The sequence below is a fragment of the Stenotrophomonas sp. PvP093 genome (assembly GCF_017876915.1).
In the GTDB taxonomy this organism is placed as follows: domain Bacteria; phylum Pseudomonadota; class Gammaproteobacteria; order Xanthomonadales; family Xanthomonadaceae; genus Stenotrophomonas; species Stenotrophomonas muris.
This window is the reverse complement of the sequence record NZ_JAGIOX010000004.1, coordinates 505,169-521,008: the sequence shown is the minus strand read 5'-3', so window position 1 is coordinate 521,008 and position 15,840 is coordinate 505,169. Positions and strand designations below refer to the sequence as shown.

The 15,840-nt window shown below is 68.5% G+C and carries 15 protein-coding genes; 10 read left to right on the top strand and 5 right to left on the bottom strand.

The genetic code is table 11. The annotated features are described in order from the left end of the window. Positions 1 to 19 precede the first annotated feature (19 nt). From rsmB to def, 3 genes are all read right to left on the bottom strand, one after another. Positions 20 to 1,351: a 16S rRNA (cytosine(967)-C(5))-methyltransferase RsmB gene (gene rsmB / locus J3A72_RS05125; RefSeq protein WP_046432737.1), complete on the bottom strand. Its 1,332-nt coding sequence runs from the start codon at positions 1,349 to 1,351 to the stop codon at positions 20 to 22. A gap of 3 nt (positions 1,352 to 1,354) precedes the next feature. Further along, positions 1,355 to 2,278, bottom strand: coding sequence for a methionyl-tRNA formyltransferase (gene fmt / locus J3A72_RS05120; RefSeq protein ID WP_075076444.1), 924 nt, complete (start codon positions 2,276 to 2,278; stop codon positions 1,355 to 1,357). A gap of 120 nt (positions 2,279 to 2,398) precedes the next feature. Further along, the gene (gene def / locus J3A72_RS05115) at positions 2,399 to 2,911 is read right to left on the bottom strand and encodes a peptide deformylase (protein ID WP_014648564.1); all 513 of its coding nucleotides are present in this window, start codon (positions 2,909 to 2,911) and stop codon (positions 2,399 to 2,401) included. A gap of 126 nt (positions 2,912 to 3,037) precedes the next feature. Here def and J3A72_RS05110 point away from each other — a divergent pair, with 126 nt between their 5' ends. The 9 genes from J3A72_RS05110 (at position 3,038) to J3A72_RS05070 (ending at position 12,611) form a co-directional block, all read left to right on the top strand. Further along, positions 3,038 to 4,168, top strand: coding sequence for a LysM peptidoglycan-binding domain-containing protein (locus tag J3A72_RS05110; protein ID WP_032958270.1), 1,131 nt, complete (start codon positions 3,038 to 3,040; stop codon positions 4,166 to 4,168). Between the two features lie 129 nt (positions 4,169 to 4,297). Further along, a complete protein-coding gene (gene dprA, locus J3A72_RS05105) occupies positions 4,298 to 5,425 on the top strand; it encodes a DNA-processing protein DprA (protein ID WP_014648566.1) in 1,128 nt (375 codons plus the stop codon). 43 nt (positions 5,426 to 5,468) lie between these two features. Next, positions 5,469 to 5,942 (top strand): DUF494 family protein, encoded by a 474-nt coding sequence (locus J3A72_RS05100; protein ID WP_005419622.1) that lies wholly within the window; start codon positions 5,469 to 5,471, stop codon positions 5,940 to 5,942. Positions 5,943 to 5,981: 39 nt separating this feature from the next. Beyond that, positions 5,982 to 6,746 carry a pilin gene (locus J3A72_RS05095; RefSeq protein ID WP_014648567.1) on the top strand — a complete coding sequence of 255 codons (765 nt, stop codon included), beginning with the start codon at positions 5,982 to 5,984 and terminating at the stop codon, positions 6,744 to 6,746. Positions 6,747 to 6,795: 49 nt separating this feature from the next. Beyond that, positions 6,796 to 7,725: an RDD family protein gene (locus J3A72_RS05090; protein WP_014648568.1), complete on the top strand. Its 930-nt coding sequence runs from the start codon at positions 6,796 to 6,798 to the stop codon at positions 7,723 to 7,725. 193 nt (positions 7,726 to 7,918) lie between these two features. Next, the gene (locus J3A72_RS05085) at positions 7,919 to 10,411 is read left to right on the top strand and encodes a DNA topoisomerase I (RefSeq protein ID WP_075076445.1); all 2,493 of its coding nucleotides are present in this window, start codon (positions 7,919 to 7,921) and stop codon (positions 10,409 to 10,411) included. Positions 10,412 to 10,539: 128 nt separating this feature from the next. After that, positions 10,540 to 11,130, top strand: coding sequence for a Sua5/YciO/YrdC/YwlC family protein (locus J3A72_RS05080; RefSeq protein ID WP_080053022.1), 591 nt, complete (start codon positions 10,540 to 10,542; stop codon positions 11,128 to 11,130). 43 nt (positions 11,131 to 11,173) lie between these two features. Then, positions 11,174 to 11,863 carry a hypothetical protein gene (locus J3A72_RS05075; protein WP_046432746.1) on the top strand — a complete coding sequence of 230 codons (690 nt, stop codon included), beginning with the start codon at positions 11,174 to 11,176 and terminating at the stop codon, positions 11,861 to 11,863. Positions 11,864 to 11,897: 34 nt separating this feature from the next. Beyond that, positions 11,898 to 12,611 (top strand): hypothetical protein, encoded by a 714-nt coding sequence (locus J3A72_RS05070; protein WP_041864295.1) that lies wholly within the window; start codon positions 11,898 to 11,900, stop codon positions 12,609 to 12,611. A 94-nt stretch (positions 12,612 to 12,705) separates the two neighbouring features. On the opposite strand, the gene J3A72_RS05065 is transcribed toward J3A72_RS05070, so the two are convergent. After that, the gene (locus J3A72_RS05065) at positions 12,706 to 13,482 is read right to left on the bottom strand and encodes an SDR family oxidoreductase (protein ID WP_019660789.1); all 777 of its coding nucleotides are present in this window, start codon (positions 13,480 to 13,482) and stop codon (positions 12,706 to 12,708) included. Positions 13,483 to 13,593: 111 nt separating this feature from the next. On the opposite strand from J3A72_RS05065, the gene J3A72_RS05060 reads away from it, so the two are divergent. Beyond that, positions 13,594 to 13,806 carry a hypothetical protein gene (locus tag J3A72_RS05060; protein ID WP_075076446.1) on the top strand — a complete coding sequence of 71 codons (213 nt, stop codon included), beginning with the start codon at positions 13,594 to 13,596 and terminating at the stop codon, positions 13,804 to 13,806. A gap of 98 nt (positions 13,807 to 13,904) precedes the next feature. On the opposite strand, the gene sppA is transcribed toward J3A72_RS05060, so the two are convergent. Then, positions 13,905 to 15,827: a signal peptide peptidase SppA gene (gene sppA, locus J3A72_RS05055; RefSeq protein WP_032958263.1), complete on the bottom strand. Its 1,923-nt coding sequence runs from the start codon at positions 15,825 to 15,827 to the stop codon at positions 13,905 to 13,907. Between the last annotated feature and the right edge of the window lie 13 nt (positions 15,828 to 15,840).

Genomic DNA, 15,840 nt, shown 5'->3' with positions numbered 1-15,840 from the left:
TCGCAACGTCAGCGGGGGGTCAGGCCGTTTTTAGCAGACGCGCGTAAAAGAAACCGTCAGCATCGCTGTCACCCGGCAGTCGCTGGCGCGCGATCCCCTCGCAGTCCAGGCCGAATCTGTCATCCAGCGGCTGTGCCACCGCGTCCGGATGCCACTTCAGGAAGGCCCGCACCTGATCGATGTTCTCGGCGCGCAGGATCGAACAGGTGGCGTACAGCAGCACGCCGCCCGGGCGCAGCATCGACCAGCAGGCCTCCAGCAGGCGGGCCTGCACGCCGACCAGCGCATCGATATCCTCGGCGCGGCGGTGGAACATCACGTCCGGCTGGCGGCGGATCACGCCGGTGGCCGAACACGGCGCATCCAGCAGGATGGCGTCGAACGGGGTGCCATCCCACCACGCACCGGGGTCGCTGGCATCGGCCACCCGGGTCTGCGCGCCCTCACCTACACCGGTGCGGGTGTAGGTATCGCGGGCACGCGCCAGGCGACGCGCATCGATATCCAGCGCCAGCAGGCGCAGGCTCGGGTCACGCTCCAGCAGGTGCGCCGACTTGCCACCCGGTGCCGCGCAGGCGTCCAGAACGCGGGCGCCGGACGCCGGTGCCAGCGCGTCCGCCGCACATTGCGCCGACAGGTCCTGCACCGACAGCGCACCGTCGGCGAACCCCGGCAACTGGTTCACCGCGATGGGCGCCACCAGGCGCAGCGCGTCGGCGCTGAGCGGGCTGGCTTCGGCAGCAATGCCGGCCTCGGCCAGCGTGGCCAGCGCCTTGTCACGCCCCCCCTGCTGGCGGTTGGCACGCAGCCACAGCGGCGCCGGCTGCAGGCTGGCAGCAAAGATCGCCTGGGCCTGGGACGGCCAGTCGCGCTCGACGGCATCGGCCAGCCACGCCGGAAAGGCGTCACGCGCAGGCTGCTCCGGGAACCCCTCGCGCTGCGCGCGGCGCAGGATCGCGTTGACCAGCCCGGCCTGGCGCTCACGGCCCAGCGCGCGGGCGGCGTCGACCGTGGCCGACAGGGCCGCATGCGCCGGCAGTTCCAGCACGTCCAGCTGCGCGAAGCCCACCATCAGCAACGTGCGCAGGTCGGCATCACGCGCCGACAGCGGCTTCTGCATCCACGACTGCAAGGCAGCGTCGTAGGTACTGCGGCGGCGCAGGACTGCAAAGCACAGCGCTTCCAGCAAGGCCCGATCACGACTGTCGGCCAGCTTGGGCAGTGCCCAGGCCAGTTCCGCCTTCAGCGAGCGGCCACGGGTGAACACCTGCGCCAGTACGCGTGCGGCCAGCATGCGGGTGGCCGCGCCGGGCGCCGCCTTGGCGACGGAGAAATCATTCTGCTTCGACACCGCTTATGCCCCCACGTGCAGGTCGCGGCGGGCATTGAGGTAGTCGGCGGCGGTGATCGCCTTGCCGCCTTCGCGCTGCAGCGTGCGCAGGCGCAGCGCGCCCTGGCCGCAGGCGATGTCGATACCATCGCGGCCGGCCGCCAGCACCGCTCCCGGCGCCTGGCCGTGGGCCAGGTCAAGAGCGACCGCGCCGTGGATGCGCACGCGCTCGCCGGCCAGCGTGGCCTCGGCGATCGGCCACGGATTGAAGGCGCGCACGGTGCGCGCCAGTGCATCGGCGTCCTGTGCCCAGTCCAGGCGGGCTTCGGCCTTGTCCAGCTTGTGCGCGTAGGTCACGCCCTGCTCGGGCTGCGGCCGCGCGATCGGCTTGATGCCGGCACGCAGCAGGCCCAGGCCGTCTGACAGCACCTGTGCGCCCAGTTCGGCCAGCTTGTCATGCAGCTGGCCGCCGGTATCGGTGGCCGCGATCGGCAGCTCCTGGTGCAGCAGCACCGGGCCGGTATCCAGGCCGGCTTCCATCTGCATCAGGCACACGCCGGTCTTTGCGTCACCGGCCTGGATCGCGCGCTGGATCGGCGCGGCACCGCGCCAGCGCGGCAGCAGCGAGGCATGCACGTTCCAGCAGCCGTGGGTCGGGATCGCCAGTACCGCCCTGGGCAGGATCAGGCCGTAGGCGACCACCACCATCAGGTCCGGCTGCAGGTCGCGCAGCTGCCGCTGGGCAGCTTCATCCTTCAGCGATTCGGGCTGGTAGACCGGAATGCCACGGGCCACGGCTTCGAGCTTGACCGGCGACGGTGCCAGGCCACGGCCGCGCCCGGCCGGGCGATCAGGCTGGGTATAGACGGCCACGACCTCGTGGTGGCGCGCCGCGGCGCGCAGCGACGACACCGCGAATTCCGGCGTACCGGCAAAGACAATCCTCATGGCTACCCCACTTGCAGGATGGATTCGTGCAGGAAAGAAAACGGCGCCGTCGGCCGGCGCCGTACAGCCCGCGCGCGTCGCGCAGGCACGGGCCACCCGGAGGGCGGCCCGGATTGGCGATCACGCCACGTGCTTGCGCTGCTTGGCCAGCTTCTTGCGAACCATCTCGCGCTTGAGCGGCGACAGATAGTCGATGAACAGCTTGCCGTCCAAGTGGTCCATCTCGTGCTGGATGCAGGTGGCCAGCACTTCACCGGCCTCCAGCTGCTGCTCCTGGCCGTTGCGGTCCAGGTACTTCACGGTGATGGTGTCAGCGCGGGTCACGTCGGCGAAGATGCCCGGGACCGACAGGCAGCCCTCCTGGTACACCCGGCCTCCGTCCTTGGCGACGATTTCCGGGTTGATGAACACATGCGGTTCATTCTTCTCTTCGCTGACATCGATGACCATGAAGCGCTTGTGCACGTCCACCTGGGTGGCGGCCAGGCCGATGCCCGGGGCGTCGTACATGGTCAGGAACATGTTGTCGATCAGTTCCTGGAAGGCCGGCGTGGTGACTTCGGCGGCGTCGATCAACGCAGCCTTGGTACGCAGGCGCGGATCGGGGAACTCGAGAATGGGGAGAAGGGCCATGGCTGTTTCCGGGTAGGGGGCCGGCACGCCGGCATACGTCGCAGATTCTAGCTCCAACGCTTGCCTTGCGCCCCGGTTTCTGGACTATAGTGCGTGGACCTGTTGGGGAATCAGGGCTTCACACCTATGTTGCTTCGTTTTCGTACGGTCGTCGCCGCGGCGATGCTGACCGTGGCTGCCTATGCTACCGCCGTGGAAGTGAATGGCGGGCACCCGGACACCTATGTGGTCCGAAAAGGGGATACGTTGTGGGATATCGCCGCACGTTTCCTGCAGAAGCCTTGGCTGTGGCCGGAGATCTGGCAAGCCAATCCGCAGATCGCCAACCCGCACCTGATCTATCCAGGTGACGTGCTGAGCCTGGCCTACCTGGACCGGGTGACCGTGTCCCAGGCCGGTCCGCGCCAGGAGGCCCCGATCGACGCCATTCCGCTGGCCCAGGTCGAGCCGTTCCTGAAGCAGCTGAGCGTTGTCGACAGCGTCAAGCAGCTGCCCTACGTCGTCGGCCTGGAGGACAGCCGCCTGCGCGTGTCCGGTGGCGACACCGTCTACGTGCGCCTGGCGGATGCCCAGGTGGGCCAGCGCTGGGCCGTGGTACGCCCGACCGTGCGTTACGCCCAGCCCAAGCCGACCGAGGACCTGACCGCCAACGGCGACGTCACCCCGGGCAGCGGCAACCTGTGGAAGGCCTACAACGCACCCAACGCACGTCGTGGCGTGCTCGGCTACGAACTGGCCCAGGTCGCCACCGGCACCATCACCCAGATCGCCGGCGGCAAGGTCGAGGCCTCCACGCTGGTGCTGGACAAGAACGTCGGCGGCCGCGAAGTGCGCGCCGGCGACCGCCTGGTGCCGGTCGAAGCCCGGCCGTACGACCTGCAGTTCGTGCCCCACGTACCCGCTGCGGGTGTCGAGGGTGTGGACGTGCGCGTGCTGGCGGTCACCGACATGTTCACCGCCGGTGGCCCACGCGACGTGATCGCGATTTCGGCCGGCCGTGCCCAGGGCGTGGACAACGGCACCGTGTTCTCGCTGTGGCGCCCGGGCCGCCATGTAGCGCACCGCATGAAGTACCCGACCTCCTCGCGCATGGACGACTCGCTCAGCACCGGCGCAGGCCGGGTCTCGCTGCCGGATGAATATGCCGCGCATGCGATGGTGTTCCGCACCTTCGACAACGTCAGCTACGCGCTGGTGATGCAGGGCGTGAAGCCGGTGCAGGTGGGTTACAACGCGCTGCACCCGGACGCGAAGTAACGGTTGCCGGACTGCCCCGGCCACCACTGGAGTGCCGGCCGCGGGCCGGCAGGCACCTCCGGCAAAACCTGACAGCCACATGCGAAGGCGCCCTAGGGCGCCTTTGTTGTGTGCGGCCGATAGTGGGGGATGACCACACATGCATACGAGGCGCTGCTGCGCCTGTTGATGGCGGGAGGCGCACTGGCGTCCCGACGGGCCCTGCTGCAGGCCGCGGGCGATGCGGAAACCGCCATCGCGCAAGGCACTGCGACCTGGCGTGCGCACGGTTGCACGCCGGAGCAGTGCGCCGCCCTGGAACGCCCCGATACCCGGGCCTGGACATCCGCCCGGCGCTGGCTGGAACAGGACAACCATCACCTGCTGCCGTGTACCGATCCGGCCTTTCCGCCATCACTGCTGGAGGTACCCAACCCGCCGCTGGCGCTGTTCGTGGCCGGTGATCCCTGCCTGGCCTGGCGCCCTTCGGTGGCGCTGGTCGGCAGCCGCTCGCCCACCCCGGGCGGGCGTGCACTGGCCGCGCGTTTTGCCGGCTGCTTCGTCGAGGCCGGCCTGGCGGTGACCAGCGGCCTGGCCGCAGGCATCGATGCGGCCGCGCACCAGGCTGCGCTGGAGGCCGGCGGCTGCACCATGGCAGTGATCGGCACCGGCCCTGACCGGGCCTATCCGGACAGCCACGCGCGGCTGCAGGCGCGGATCGCCGCCGAAGGCGTGGTGCTCAGCGAGTACCTGCCGGGCACGGCTGCCCGTCCCAGCCACTTCCCTGCGCGCAACCGGCTGGTGGCCGGACTGGCGCTGGCCACCGTGGTGGTCGAGGCCGCGCAGCGCTCGGGCGCGCTGATCACCGCGCGCCTGGCCGCCGAGGCAGGCCGCGAGGTCTGTGCCCTGCCCGGGTCGGTGCTCAACCCGCGCGCGACCGGCTGCCATCGCCTGATCCGCGAGGGCGCGGCGCTGGTCGAGCGCCCCGAGGAGGTCCTGGAACTGCTCGCCCCCGCCCTTCGCCAGCAGCTGCCGGGCTTGCAATCGCGGTTGGCCACCCCCACTGAACAGGCACCGCCGGCGCTCCTGCCGGCGCGCTGGGCCGACGACCCTGACTACCAGTGCTTGTGGCGGGCGCTGGACCACAACCCAAGCGGTATGGATTCACTGATCACGCGTTGTGGATTGACGGCGTCACAGGTGTCCTCCATGCTGCTGGCCATGGAACTGGCGGGAATCGTGGTGTGCGTACACGGCCGCTACTGTCGAACTCCCTAGTTTCTTCACCTCCACAGCGTCGCGCGACGCAGGCCGAGGGGCAATGAAAGAGAGCATCCTGGATGTACTGCTGTACCTGTTTGAACACTATTTCAGCGAAGATGCGGACCTGATCCGTGACCGCGATTCGCTCCAGAACGGCCTGATCCAGGCCGGTTTCAGCCCCACCGAGATCAACAAGGCGTTCGACTGGCTCGATGCCCTGGCCGCGCAGCGGCCGAGCGTGGCCCAGGCGCGGGTCGATGGCCCCGTGCGCATCTACCACGGCCCCGAGCTGGACAAGCTGGACGTGGAATGCCGCGGCTTCCTGCTGTACCTGGAACAGCACGGCATCCTCGACGCCGACCAGCGCGAGCTGGTGCTGGACCGGGCGATGGCCCTGGACCAGGACGAACTGGACCTGGACGACCTGAAGTGGGTCGTGCTGATGGTGCTGTTCAACCAGCCCGGCTCCGAAGCGGCCTACGCCTGGATGGAGACGCAGATGTTCATGGACGAGCCAGAACCCCTGCACTGACCGTACACTTGGGGGCATAGCGCATTCAGGAGCGTCCCCGTGAGCGAGTGGTTCCACGCAGAAGGCAACCGGCAGCAAGGCCCGCTGCCGGCGGAACAGTTGGTCGAGTTGTTCCGCAACAACCAGATCTCCCTGGACACCCTGGTCTGGCGCGACGGCCTGCCGCAATGGCAGCCGTTGCGCAGCGTGGTCGATGAGCTGGGCCTGATCGTGCCGGCGCTGGACGTCGCCGCGCCGGCCGTGGAACCCGAGCCGGAGCCCGAACCGGAACCGGTTGCGCCGCCGCCGCCGCAACCACCGGTGCTGCCACCGTCCACGCCCTATGCCACGCAGACCCCGGCCGGGGTGCTGCCGCCGCCGAAAAAGAAGCTCTCCGGCTGCGCCCTGACCGCGATCATCGGCGGCGGCCTGCTGCTGGTGCTGGTGCCGGTCATGGCCATCCTCGCGGCGATCGCCCTGCCTGCCTACAACGACTACACCGTGCGTGCCAAGGTTGCCACCGCGGTCAATGCCCTGCAGCCGCTGAAACAGCAGGTGCAGCACTTCGCCGACGACGAAGGCCGCTGCCCCGGTGCCAACGATGCCGGCTTCCCGGCGCCGGGTGATTTCACCCAGGCCGGCCTGTCGGCGGTGAACATCGGCCGCTTCAACAACGGCCACTGCGGCATCGAAGCAACGCTGGCCGTGCCCGGCAAGAGCCTCGATGGCGACCTGCTGTGGCTGGAATATGATCGCGACAGCGGCCGCTGGGAATGCAGCGGTGAAAGCGACGACAAGTACCTGCCGCCGTCGTGCCGCGGCTGAGCCACGCGCACGGCAGCACCTCCAAGGACGATCCAACAGGGAACATGCAATGACCGAGTGGTACTACGCCGAAGGACAGCAACGCCAGGGCCCGCTGCCGGTCCAGGAAATCCGCCAGCGCTTCCAGCGGGGCGAACTGAACCTGGACACCCTGGTCTGGCGCGAAGGCATGGCCCAGTGGGCTGCACTGCGCCAGGTGGTCGATGAGCTCGGCCTGCAGACACTGGCTGATGCCAGCACGGCCACCGCCAGCGGCGGCTTCGACCTGCGCGGCGACTACGCCGCCATCGACAACGGCACTGCACCGCTGCCTGGCACGGGTGCGCTCAGCAGCTCGCCCTACAGCGCCCCGGCCGCTTCCGGTGCCGGTGGCCCGCAGCCGGTGATCGGCGGCGAGGTGGTCTACGCAGGCTTCTGGAAGCGCGTAGCGGCGTACATGATCGACTATTTCGTGCTGGCCATTCCGGGCGGCATCATCGGCGCCATCATCGGCGTGGTGCTTGGCGCCAGCATGGGCGCGGTGGGCAGCGGCGAGACCTCCATCGAAATCGTCGCGCAGGTGGCCAGCGCGCTGATCAACATGGCCATCGGCGTTGCCTACTACACCTGGTTCCATTCCTCGCAGGGTGGCGCCACGCTGGGCAAGATGGCGGTCGGCATCAAGGTCGTGCGCAGCAACGGCGATCGCCTGACCAAGGGCCGCGCCTTCGGCCGCTACTGGGCCATGCTGCTGAGCAGCTTCACCCTCGGCATCGGCTTCCTGATGGCCGCCTTCACCGAGCGCAAGCAGGGCCTGCACGACATGATCTGCGACACCCTGGTGGTCGACCGCTGGGCCTATACCGACCAGCCGCACCTGCAGCGCCATGAGCTGGGCACGGTCACCATCGTGATCCTGGTGCTCACCGGCCTGCTGGTGCTGGCGGGCCTGGTGCTGCTGGTGGCCGCGGTCGGCTTCATCGCCAAGATGGCCTCATGAACGGCCATCCTCACGTCTGGCTGCTTGACAGGGGCTGGCCGGGCGTGATTCCTCTAATAAGGTGAAACCTGAACGCCCGGCACACTACCGGGCGTTCAGCGTATTGATTTGTCCGTGGCCGCTTCACTAATGCGGCCGTTTGCTCCACCCTAGCGGCCCCTCCCCTGCGGCTCGCCCCACAGACACTGCTGCCATGCCCAAGCACCTGCTCATCGTCGAATCGCCGGCCAAGGCCAAGACGATCAACAAATACCTCGGCAAGGACTACACCGTCCTGGCCTCGTATGGGCATGTGCGTGACCTGATTCCGAAGGAAGGCGCGGTCGACCCGGACAACGGGTTCGCCATGCACTACGACGTGATCGACAAGAACGAAAAACATGTCGACGCGATCGCCAAGGCCGCCAAGGGCGCCGACGACATCCTGCTGGCGACCGACCCGGATCGCGAAGGTGAAGCGATCAGCTGGCATATCGCCGAGATCCTGAAGGAACGCGGGCTGGTCAAGGACAAGCCGATGCAGCGCGTGGTGTTCACCGAGATCACCCCGCGCGCCATCAAGGAAGCGATCAGCCAGCCACGCGCGATCGCCAGCGACCTGGTCGATGCCCAGCAGGCGCGCCGCGCGCTGGACTACCTGGTCGGCTTCAACCTGTCGCCGGTGCTGTGGCGCAAGGTCCAGCGCGGCCTGTCCGCCGGCCGCGTGCAGAGCCCGGCGCTGCGCATGATCGTCGAGCGCGAGGAAGAGATCGAAGCCTTCATCGCCCGCGAGTACTGGTCGATCGCCGCCGAGTGCGCACACCCGTCGCAGCACTTCAACGCCAAGCTGATCAAGCTGGACGGGCAGAAATTCGAGCAGTTCACCATCACCGACGGCGACACCGCCGAAGCCGCCCGCCTGCGCATCCAGCAGGCCGCGCAGGGCTCGCTGCATGTCACCGACGTGGCCAGCAAGGAGCGCAAGCGCCGCCCGGCGCCGCCGTTCACCACCTCCACCCTGCAGCAGGAAGCCTCGCGCAAGCTCGGTTTCACCACCCGCAAGACCATGCAGGTGGCGCAGAAGCTGTATGAAGGCGTGGCGATCGGTGACGAAGGCACCGTCGGCTTGATCTCGTACATGCGTACCGACTCGGTGAACCTGTCGCAGGACGCGCTGGCCGAAATCCGCGACGTGATCGCCCGTGATTACGGCATCGCCTCGCTGCCCGACCAGCCGAACACCTACCAGACCAAGTCCAAGAACGCCCAGGAAGCGCACGAGGCGGTGCGCCCGACCTCGGCCCTGCGCACCCCGGCCCAGGTGGCGCGCTTCCTGACCGACGACGAGCGCCGCCTGTACGAACTGATCTGGAAGCGCGCCGTCGCCTGCCAGATGATTCCGGCCACGCTCAACACGGTCAGCGTCGACCTGTCGGCTGGCAGCGAGCACGTGTTCCGTGCCAGCGGTACCACCGTGGTGGTGCCCGGCTTCCTGGCCGTGTACGAGGAAGGCAAGGACAACAAGAGCGCCGAAGACGAGGACGAAGGCCGCAAGCTGCCGGCGATGAAGCCGGGCGACCGCGTGCCGCTGGAACGCATCCAGGCCGAGCAGCATTTCACCCAGCCGCCGCCGCGCTACACCGAAGCGGCGCTGGTGAAGGCGCTGGAAGAGTACGGCATCGGCCGTCCGTCGACCTACGCCTCGATCATCCAGACCCTGCTGTTCCGCAAGTACGTGGAAATGGAAGGCCGCAGCTTCCGCCCGTCCGACGTCGGCCGCGCGGTGTCCAAGTTCCTGTCCAGCCACTTCACCCAGTACGTGGACTACGACTTCACCGCCAAGCTCGAAGACGAGCTCGACGCCGTCTCGCGTGGCGAAGAAGAGTGGATCCCGCTGATGGCCCGCTTCTGGGAGCCGTTCAAGGAGCTGGTGGAAGACAAGAAGGAATCGGTGGACCGCGCCGAGGCCAGTGGCGCGCGCGAGCTCGGCACCGACCCGAAGACCGGCAAGCCGGTCAGCGTGCGCCTCGGCCGCTTCGGGCCTTACGCCGCCATCGGCAGCACCGCCGAGGACGCCGAGGAGAAGCCGAAATTCGCCTCGCTGCGCCCCGGCCAGTCGATGCACACCATATCCTTGGAAGATGCGCTGGAACTGTTCCTGATGCCACGCGCGCTGGGCGAGGACAACGGCGAGCCGGTCAGCGTCGGCATCGGCCGCTTCGGCCCGTTCGCCAAGCGCGGCAGCACCTATGCCTCGCTGAAGAAGGAAGACGACCCGTACACCATCGACCTGGCCCGCGCCGTGTTCCTGATCGAAGAGAAGGAAGAGATCGCGCGCAACCGGATCATCAAGGAGTTCGAGGACAGCGACATCCAGGTGCTGAACGGCCGCTTCGGCCCGTACATCAGCGACGGCAGGATGAACGGCAAGATCCCCAAGGATCGCGAGCCGGCATCGCTGACCCTGGCCGAAGTGCAGCAGCTGATGGAAGAAACCGGCAAGCCCGTGCGCAAGGGCTTCGGCGCCAAGAAGGCTGCCGCGAAGAAGGCACCGGCCAAGAAGGCGGCGGTGAAGAAGGAAGCGGCGCCGAAGAAGGCCGCAGCCAAGAAAGCGCCTGCCAAGAAGGCGGCGAAGAAGGCCGTGGTAAAGAAGGCCGCTGCAAGGAAGGCACCGGCGAAGAAGGCCGTCAAGAAAGCCGCGAAGTAGATTCACGCCATGCGTGGATAAGGGGTAGTGCCGGCCGCTGGCCGGCAACATCCAGAAGCACCCGATGCCGGCCAGCGGCCGGCACTACCGGGCCAGGGTCCACCCCTTCTGCACGCCGCAGGGGGATAATGGGGGCCCACGTCGGGCCGGTCGCCGCCATGAAAGAACTCACCCTGGACTCTGCTGTCGCCACGCTCCGCGCCGGCGGCGTGATCGCCTATCCGACCGAAGCGGTCTGGGGCCTGGGCTGTGATCCCTCGCATGAGGCGGCGGTGCACATGGTGCTGCGGCTGAAGCAGCGCCCGATCGAGAAGGGCATGATCCTGGTCGCCGCCGAATTGTCGCAGCTGGAGGGCTGGGTGCGCCTGCAGGCGTTGCCCGATGCCCGCCAGCGCGCGGTGCTGGCCAGCTGGCCGGGTGCCAACACCTGGATCCTGCCGGCCGGTCCGCGCGCCCAGCCCTGGATTACCGGCGAGCACAGCGGCATCGCCGTGCGCATCAGCGCGCACCCGCTGGTCGCCGCCCTGTGCCGCGCCTGGGGGGGGCCCCTCGTCTCCACCAGCGCCAACCTGGCCGGTGAACCACCGGCACGCAGCCGTGCCGAGCTGGATCCACGCCTGCTGCGCCTGCTCGATGGCATCCTCGATGGCGAAACCGGCGGCCTGGCCCAGCCCACCCCGATCCGCGACGCGCTCAGCGGCAACGTGCTGCGCTCCTGAGCGGACGATTGCACTGCCACGCACAATCACGCACCCTGCCGCCATGAACCTGCTGCGCACCGCCCTGGGCCTGTGCCTGCTGCTGCCATGGACCGCACCGGCCGCCGAGGACGTGCGCGTCTACCGCTGCGTCGCCAGCAATGGCGCCGTGGCCCTGCAGGACAGGCCCTGCAGCAGCGGCCGGCAGGAGGTGCGTGACCTGCAGCGCCCGCGCGATCCGGCACCCCGGGTGGTGCGCAGTGACGCCCCTCCCGCGGTGCCCAGCGAGGTTCCGGTGATGCGCGATCGCGAAGTGCGCCACGTCTACATCCAGCCGCCACAACCGTTGTACGAGTGCGTGAGCGACGACGGTCGCCGCTACACCAGCGACAGCAACGAGGGCAATCCGCGCTGGGTCCCGTTGTGGACCAGCGTGTGGCTCCCGCACGGGCACCACGGCGCGGTCCATCCCGGTCCACGCCCGGGCTTCGGCACGCCGGTCGGTGCGCCGATCGGTGAAGGCACAGGCTACCGGCCGCCTGCGGTGGGCGTCGGCGTGCAGGTGCCGGCCGGCAGCGTGCTGGTCCGTGACAGCTGCCATGCGCTGCCGCCGCAGGACGTCTGTGCGCGCCTGCGTGACCGCCGCTGGGAACTGGACCGCCGTTACAACAGCGCGCTGCAGAGTGAGCGCACCGCCATCAGCAATGAACAGCGTGGCATCGACGCGCGCCTGTCGCGGGACTGCGAACGCTGAGCGCGATGCCTGCCTGGGCATGTACGCTGTGCGCATGAAGAACCTGATCTGGCTGGCCCTGGGCCTGTTCGCCGGCAACGCGTTGGCCGACGACGGGGTGATCTACCGTTGTACCTCCAGTAGCAGCGATGTGCCCACCCTGCAACGCACGCCCTGCCCTGCCGGCAGCAAGCAGCAGGTGGTGAGGGTGCCGGCCAGTGCTCCGCCGGCGCCGGCCTCAGCGGCACCCGTGCCGGCCGCGCCCGGACCGGCCGCGGCCACTGCGCCGTCCGTTCCCGCACCCGCGCCTCGTCGCCCCGGCGAAGGACGCACGATCATGGAAGCTGGCATGGTCGAACGCGAAGGCGGCGATCTGATACTCGACAGTGCATCGCTGCCACGCCAGGCCGATGCCGCGCCGGACAGCAATGCGCCGCCGAAGCCGCCGCTGCCACCGATCTTCCAGTGCACCGACAGCCAGGGCGGTGGCTACCTGCACGAATACGAAGCCGCCCCCGGGCGCTGCGAACTGATGACCGTGCAGGGACTGGGCGGCGCCACGCCGGTCAATGCCGCCGGCTGCGAAGTGGTGCGCGACCGCTGCGAGGAACTGCCGGACGCGCAGCGCTGCAGCAGCTGGCAGCAACGCTTCCGCGACGCACGTGGCCGTGAGCGGTTCGCCTCGCCGGAAAACCGCGACAACGCCCGTGGGGAACGCGAACGGCTGCAGGGCGTGCTGGAGGCCAGCAACTGCCCGGTACCGGGGTGACAGCCACCCGGTAGTGCCGGCCGCTGGCCGGCAATCGCAGGATCTTCAAATGATTCCAGTTGCCGGCCAGCGGCCGGCACTACCTTTTGGAAGATCAGAACCCGTAGCGCAGGAAGCCGCCATCCACCGCGATGCATTCGCCGGTGACATAGCTGGCCGCCGGCAGGCACAGGAAGCCGACGGCTGCGGCCACTTCCTCCGGCTCGCCGATGCGGCGCATCGGCGTGCGGTTGATCACTTCCTCGTAGTAGTCCGGGTCCGACAACGGACCGGACGTGCGCCGCGTGCGGATGTACCAGGGCGCCACCGCGTTGACCCGGATGCCATCCTCGGCCCACTCGACGGCCAGGTTGCGGGTCATCTGGTGCATCGCCGCCTTGGTCATGCCATAGACCACGCCACTGCGCACATGGGTCAGGCCGGATACGCTGCCGACGTTGACGATAGACGACGATGCGTGGCGAGCCAGCAGCGGATGCGCGTAGCGCGACAGCTCGAACGCCGAGAACAGGTTGGTCTCGAAGATCTTCCGCCATTCGTCCTCTGAATACTCCGTGGCCGCCTTGGTGACGTTGCCGCCAGCGTTGTTGACCAGGATGTGCAGGCCATCACTGTGGTCTTCCACCCAGTCCAGGATCTGCCGGCGGTCCTCGTCGTCGGAGACATCGGCGGCCAGCGCGTGCACCTGCATCTGCGGATACACATCCAGTAGCTCGTCGCGCGCGGTCTCCAGCATGTCGATATCGCGCCCGACGATCATCAGGTCCGCGCCGAAGCCGGCCAGTTCGTGCGCGATGGCCAGGCCGATACCGGCGCTGGCACCGGTGATCAGGGCGGTCTGCCCGTCCAGGCGCCACCGTTGCTGGGTCATGTGTCCTCCGGGGCCGCGCCCGCTGCATTTCGATGCGGCAAGGATACGCGCTCACGGCGGCCCTCTGCCGAGGATGCGACACTGCACGTACGCCCACCGCGGAGAGCCGCCATGCGCATCCTGATCCTGTTCTCGTCCCTGCTGGCCGGCGTGCTGCTGGTGGCCTGCCAGCGGCCGCCGACGCCGAACCCGGAGAAGCCACCGGTGCCCAAAGCGATGTCGCGTGCGATGCAGGAACCGCTGGACCGCGCCAAGGGCGCGCAGAAAGCGGTGGAAGAGGCCGCCGCACGCGAACGCAAGGCCGAGGCCGACGCGACGCAGTGACCTGTGGGGTCAGAGCCCTTTGCGGGGCAAAGGGATCCGACCCCACCAACGAAAACGCCCGGCCAGAGCCGGGCGTTTTCATTCGGTACCGTTGCCGATCAGAATCCGCAGAAGCAGTACGCCAGCGCCTTCACCGGAGCGCCATTGCCCTTCTCGCGGGCCGCGTTCTCGACGAAGCGCAACTGAGTGTCCACTTCCGGCATCGTGCGTGCCAGCATCATCCGCGCCATCCCCGAATCGGACAGCATCCAGGCACCGGCGCGGCTGCCGGCGAAACCGCTGACGAACTGTGCGAACGGCGTGGCTGCCTTCTCGATGTAGCGCACGCGATAGGCATCGGCCTTGCCCAGCTTGGCGCGGCTGGCGGCATCGGCCACCGCGTCCTTCAGGCCACCGAAGGCATCGACCAGGCCACGTTCCTTGGCCTGCGCACCGCTCCACACGCGGCCACGCGCCACTTCGTCGACGGCCTCGACCGGCTTCTTGCGGGCGTCGGCGACGCGACCGGTGAAGTCCGCGTAGCCCTTGTTGATCACCGTCTGGATGACCTGGCCCACGGCGGGGTCCATCGGGCGGGTGACATCGAAGGCGCCGGCGAAGCGGGTGGTGCCGACACCATCGGTGTGCACGCCGATCTTGTCCAGCGCGCGGCTGAAGTTCGGCACCATGCCGAAGATGCCGATCGAACCGGTGATGGTCGACGGATCGGCATAGATGCGATCGGCGTTCATGCTGATCCAGTAGCCACCGGAAGCGGCCAGATCACCCATCGACACCACGACCGGCTTGCCAGCGGCCTGCAGGGCTACCACTTCACGACGGATCTGCTCGGAGGCGAACACTTCACCGCCCGGCGAATCCACCCGCAGCACCACCGACTTCACGTTGTCGTCGTCGCGCGCGGCACGCAGCAGCGCCGAGGTCGACTCGCCACCGATGCGGCCGGCCGGCAGGTCACCGCCACTGATTTCGCCGGCGGCCACCACCACGGCCACCTGCGGACGCGAGTCCACCGGGTTGCGGCGCGCGTCGAGCAGGGCCAGGTAGCGGCCGAAGTCGACGTTGCGGAAACCACCGTCGGCATCCTCGTCGGCCACGCCGCGCTCGATCATCAGATCCTCGAATTCCTCGCGGGTCTTCAGCGCGGTCACCAGCTTCTGCTGCAGCGCGAACTTGGCCAGGTCACCACCGGCGGCAGCGATGCCTTCCGGCAGGGTGTCGATGCCGGCGGCCAGCTGTGCCGGATCCAGGCGGCGGGCCTTGGCGATGTCGCCCAGGTAGCGCTGCCACACGTCGTTCATCCAGAACAGGTCGGCTTCCTTGGAGGCCGGCGACGCCGCGTCGAGCACGTACGGCTCGGCCGCGGACTTGTACTCGCCCACCTTGAACAGGTGCACGTCCACGCCCAGCTTGTCCTGCAGGCCGGTGCGGAAGTACTGGCGGTAGCGGCCGAGGCCTTCGAGCACGACCGAACCCATCGGGTCCAGGTAGACCTCGTCGGCCTGCGCGGCCAGCAGGTACTGCGACTGGCCCATGCTCTCGCTGTAGGCCACCAGCTGCTTGCCGGAGGCGCGCAGGTCCTGCAGCGCGGCGGCCACCTCACGCAGCGAGGCGAAACCGGACGGCTGCAGCTTGTCCAGCTCCAGCACCACGCGTTCGATCTTCTTGTCTTCCTTGGCCGACTCGATCACCCGCAGCAGATCGCGCAGCTGGATCTCCTCGGCGCCGTTGTCACCCACCGCCTTGGCCAGCGCGCGGCTGACCGGGTCGGCGCTGAACTGCTCGACCAGGCGGCCTTCCGGCGCGATCACCAGCGTTGTGCGGTCCTGCAGCGACTTGCTGGCACCGGCACCCATGCCGGCGGCGATGACGAACATCACCAGCAGCAGGAACAGCAGGCCGAAGAACACCAGGTTGAGGATCAACCGGCGGGTGAAGTTCATGACGTCCCACAGCCCGATGAAGAAACTGGCGACGGGGTTGCGACGCGCCGGGGGCAGCGGGGGCACGGGTTGATTCATGGAACGCTCCGGA

What these genes read in the sequence shown, in the direction of transcription:
- J3A72_RS05090 (WP_014648568.1), top strand. Translation starts at nt 6,796, where the DNA reads ATGACCGAGTGGTACTACGCCGAAGGACAGCAACGCCAGGGCCCGCTG.
- def (WP_014648564.1), bottom strand. Translation starts at nt 2,911, where the DNA reads ATGGCCCTTCTCCCCATTCTCGAGTTCCCCGATCCGCGCCTGCGTACC.
- dprA (WP_014648566.1), top strand. Translation starts at nt 4,298, where the DNA reads ATGACCACACATGCATACGAGGCGCTGCTGCGCCTGTTGATGGCGGGA.
- sppA (WP_032958263.1), bottom strand. Translation starts at nt 15,827, where the DNA reads ATGAATCAACCCGTGCCCCCGCTGCCCCCGGCGCGTCGCAACCCCGTC.
- J3A72_RS05085 (WP_075076445.1), top strand. Translation starts at nt 7,919, where the DNA reads ATGCCCAAGCACCTGCTCATCGTCGAATCGCCGGCCAAGGCCAAGACG.
- J3A72_RS05065 (WP_019660789.1), bottom strand. Translation starts at nt 13,482, where the DNA reads ATGACCCAGCAACGGTGGCGCCTGGACGGGCAGACCGCCCTGATCACC.
- J3A72_RS05070 (WP_041864295.1), top strand. Translation starts at nt 11,898, where the DNA reads ATGAAGAACCTGATCTGGCTGGCCCTGGGCCTGTTCGCCGGCAACGCG.
- fmt (WP_075076444.1), bottom strand. Translation starts at nt 2,278, where the DNA reads ATGAGGATTGTCTTTGCCGGTACGCCGGAATTCGCGGTGTCGTCGCTG.
- J3A72_RS05080 (WP_080053022.1), top strand. Translation starts at nt 10,540, where the DNA reads ATGGGGGCCCACGTCGGGCCGGTCGCCGCCATGAAAGAACTCACCCTG.
- J3A72_RS05110 (WP_032958270.1), top strand. Translation starts at nt 3,038, where the DNA reads ATGTTGCTTCGTTTTCGTACGGTCGTCGCCGCGGCGATGCTGACCGTG.
- J3A72_RS05075 (WP_046432746.1), top strand. Translation starts at nt 11,174, where the DNA reads ATGAACCTGCTGCGCACCGCCCTGGGCCTGTGCCTGCTGCTGCCATGG.
- J3A72_RS05060 (WP_075076446.1), top strand. Translation starts at nt 13,594, where the DNA reads ATGCGCATCCTGATCCTGTTCTCGTCCCTGCTGGCCGGCGTGCTGCTG.
- J3A72_RS05100 (WP_005419622.1), top strand. Translation starts at nt 5,469, where the DNA reads ATGAAAGAGAGCATCCTGGATGTACTGCTGTACCTGTTTGAACACTAT.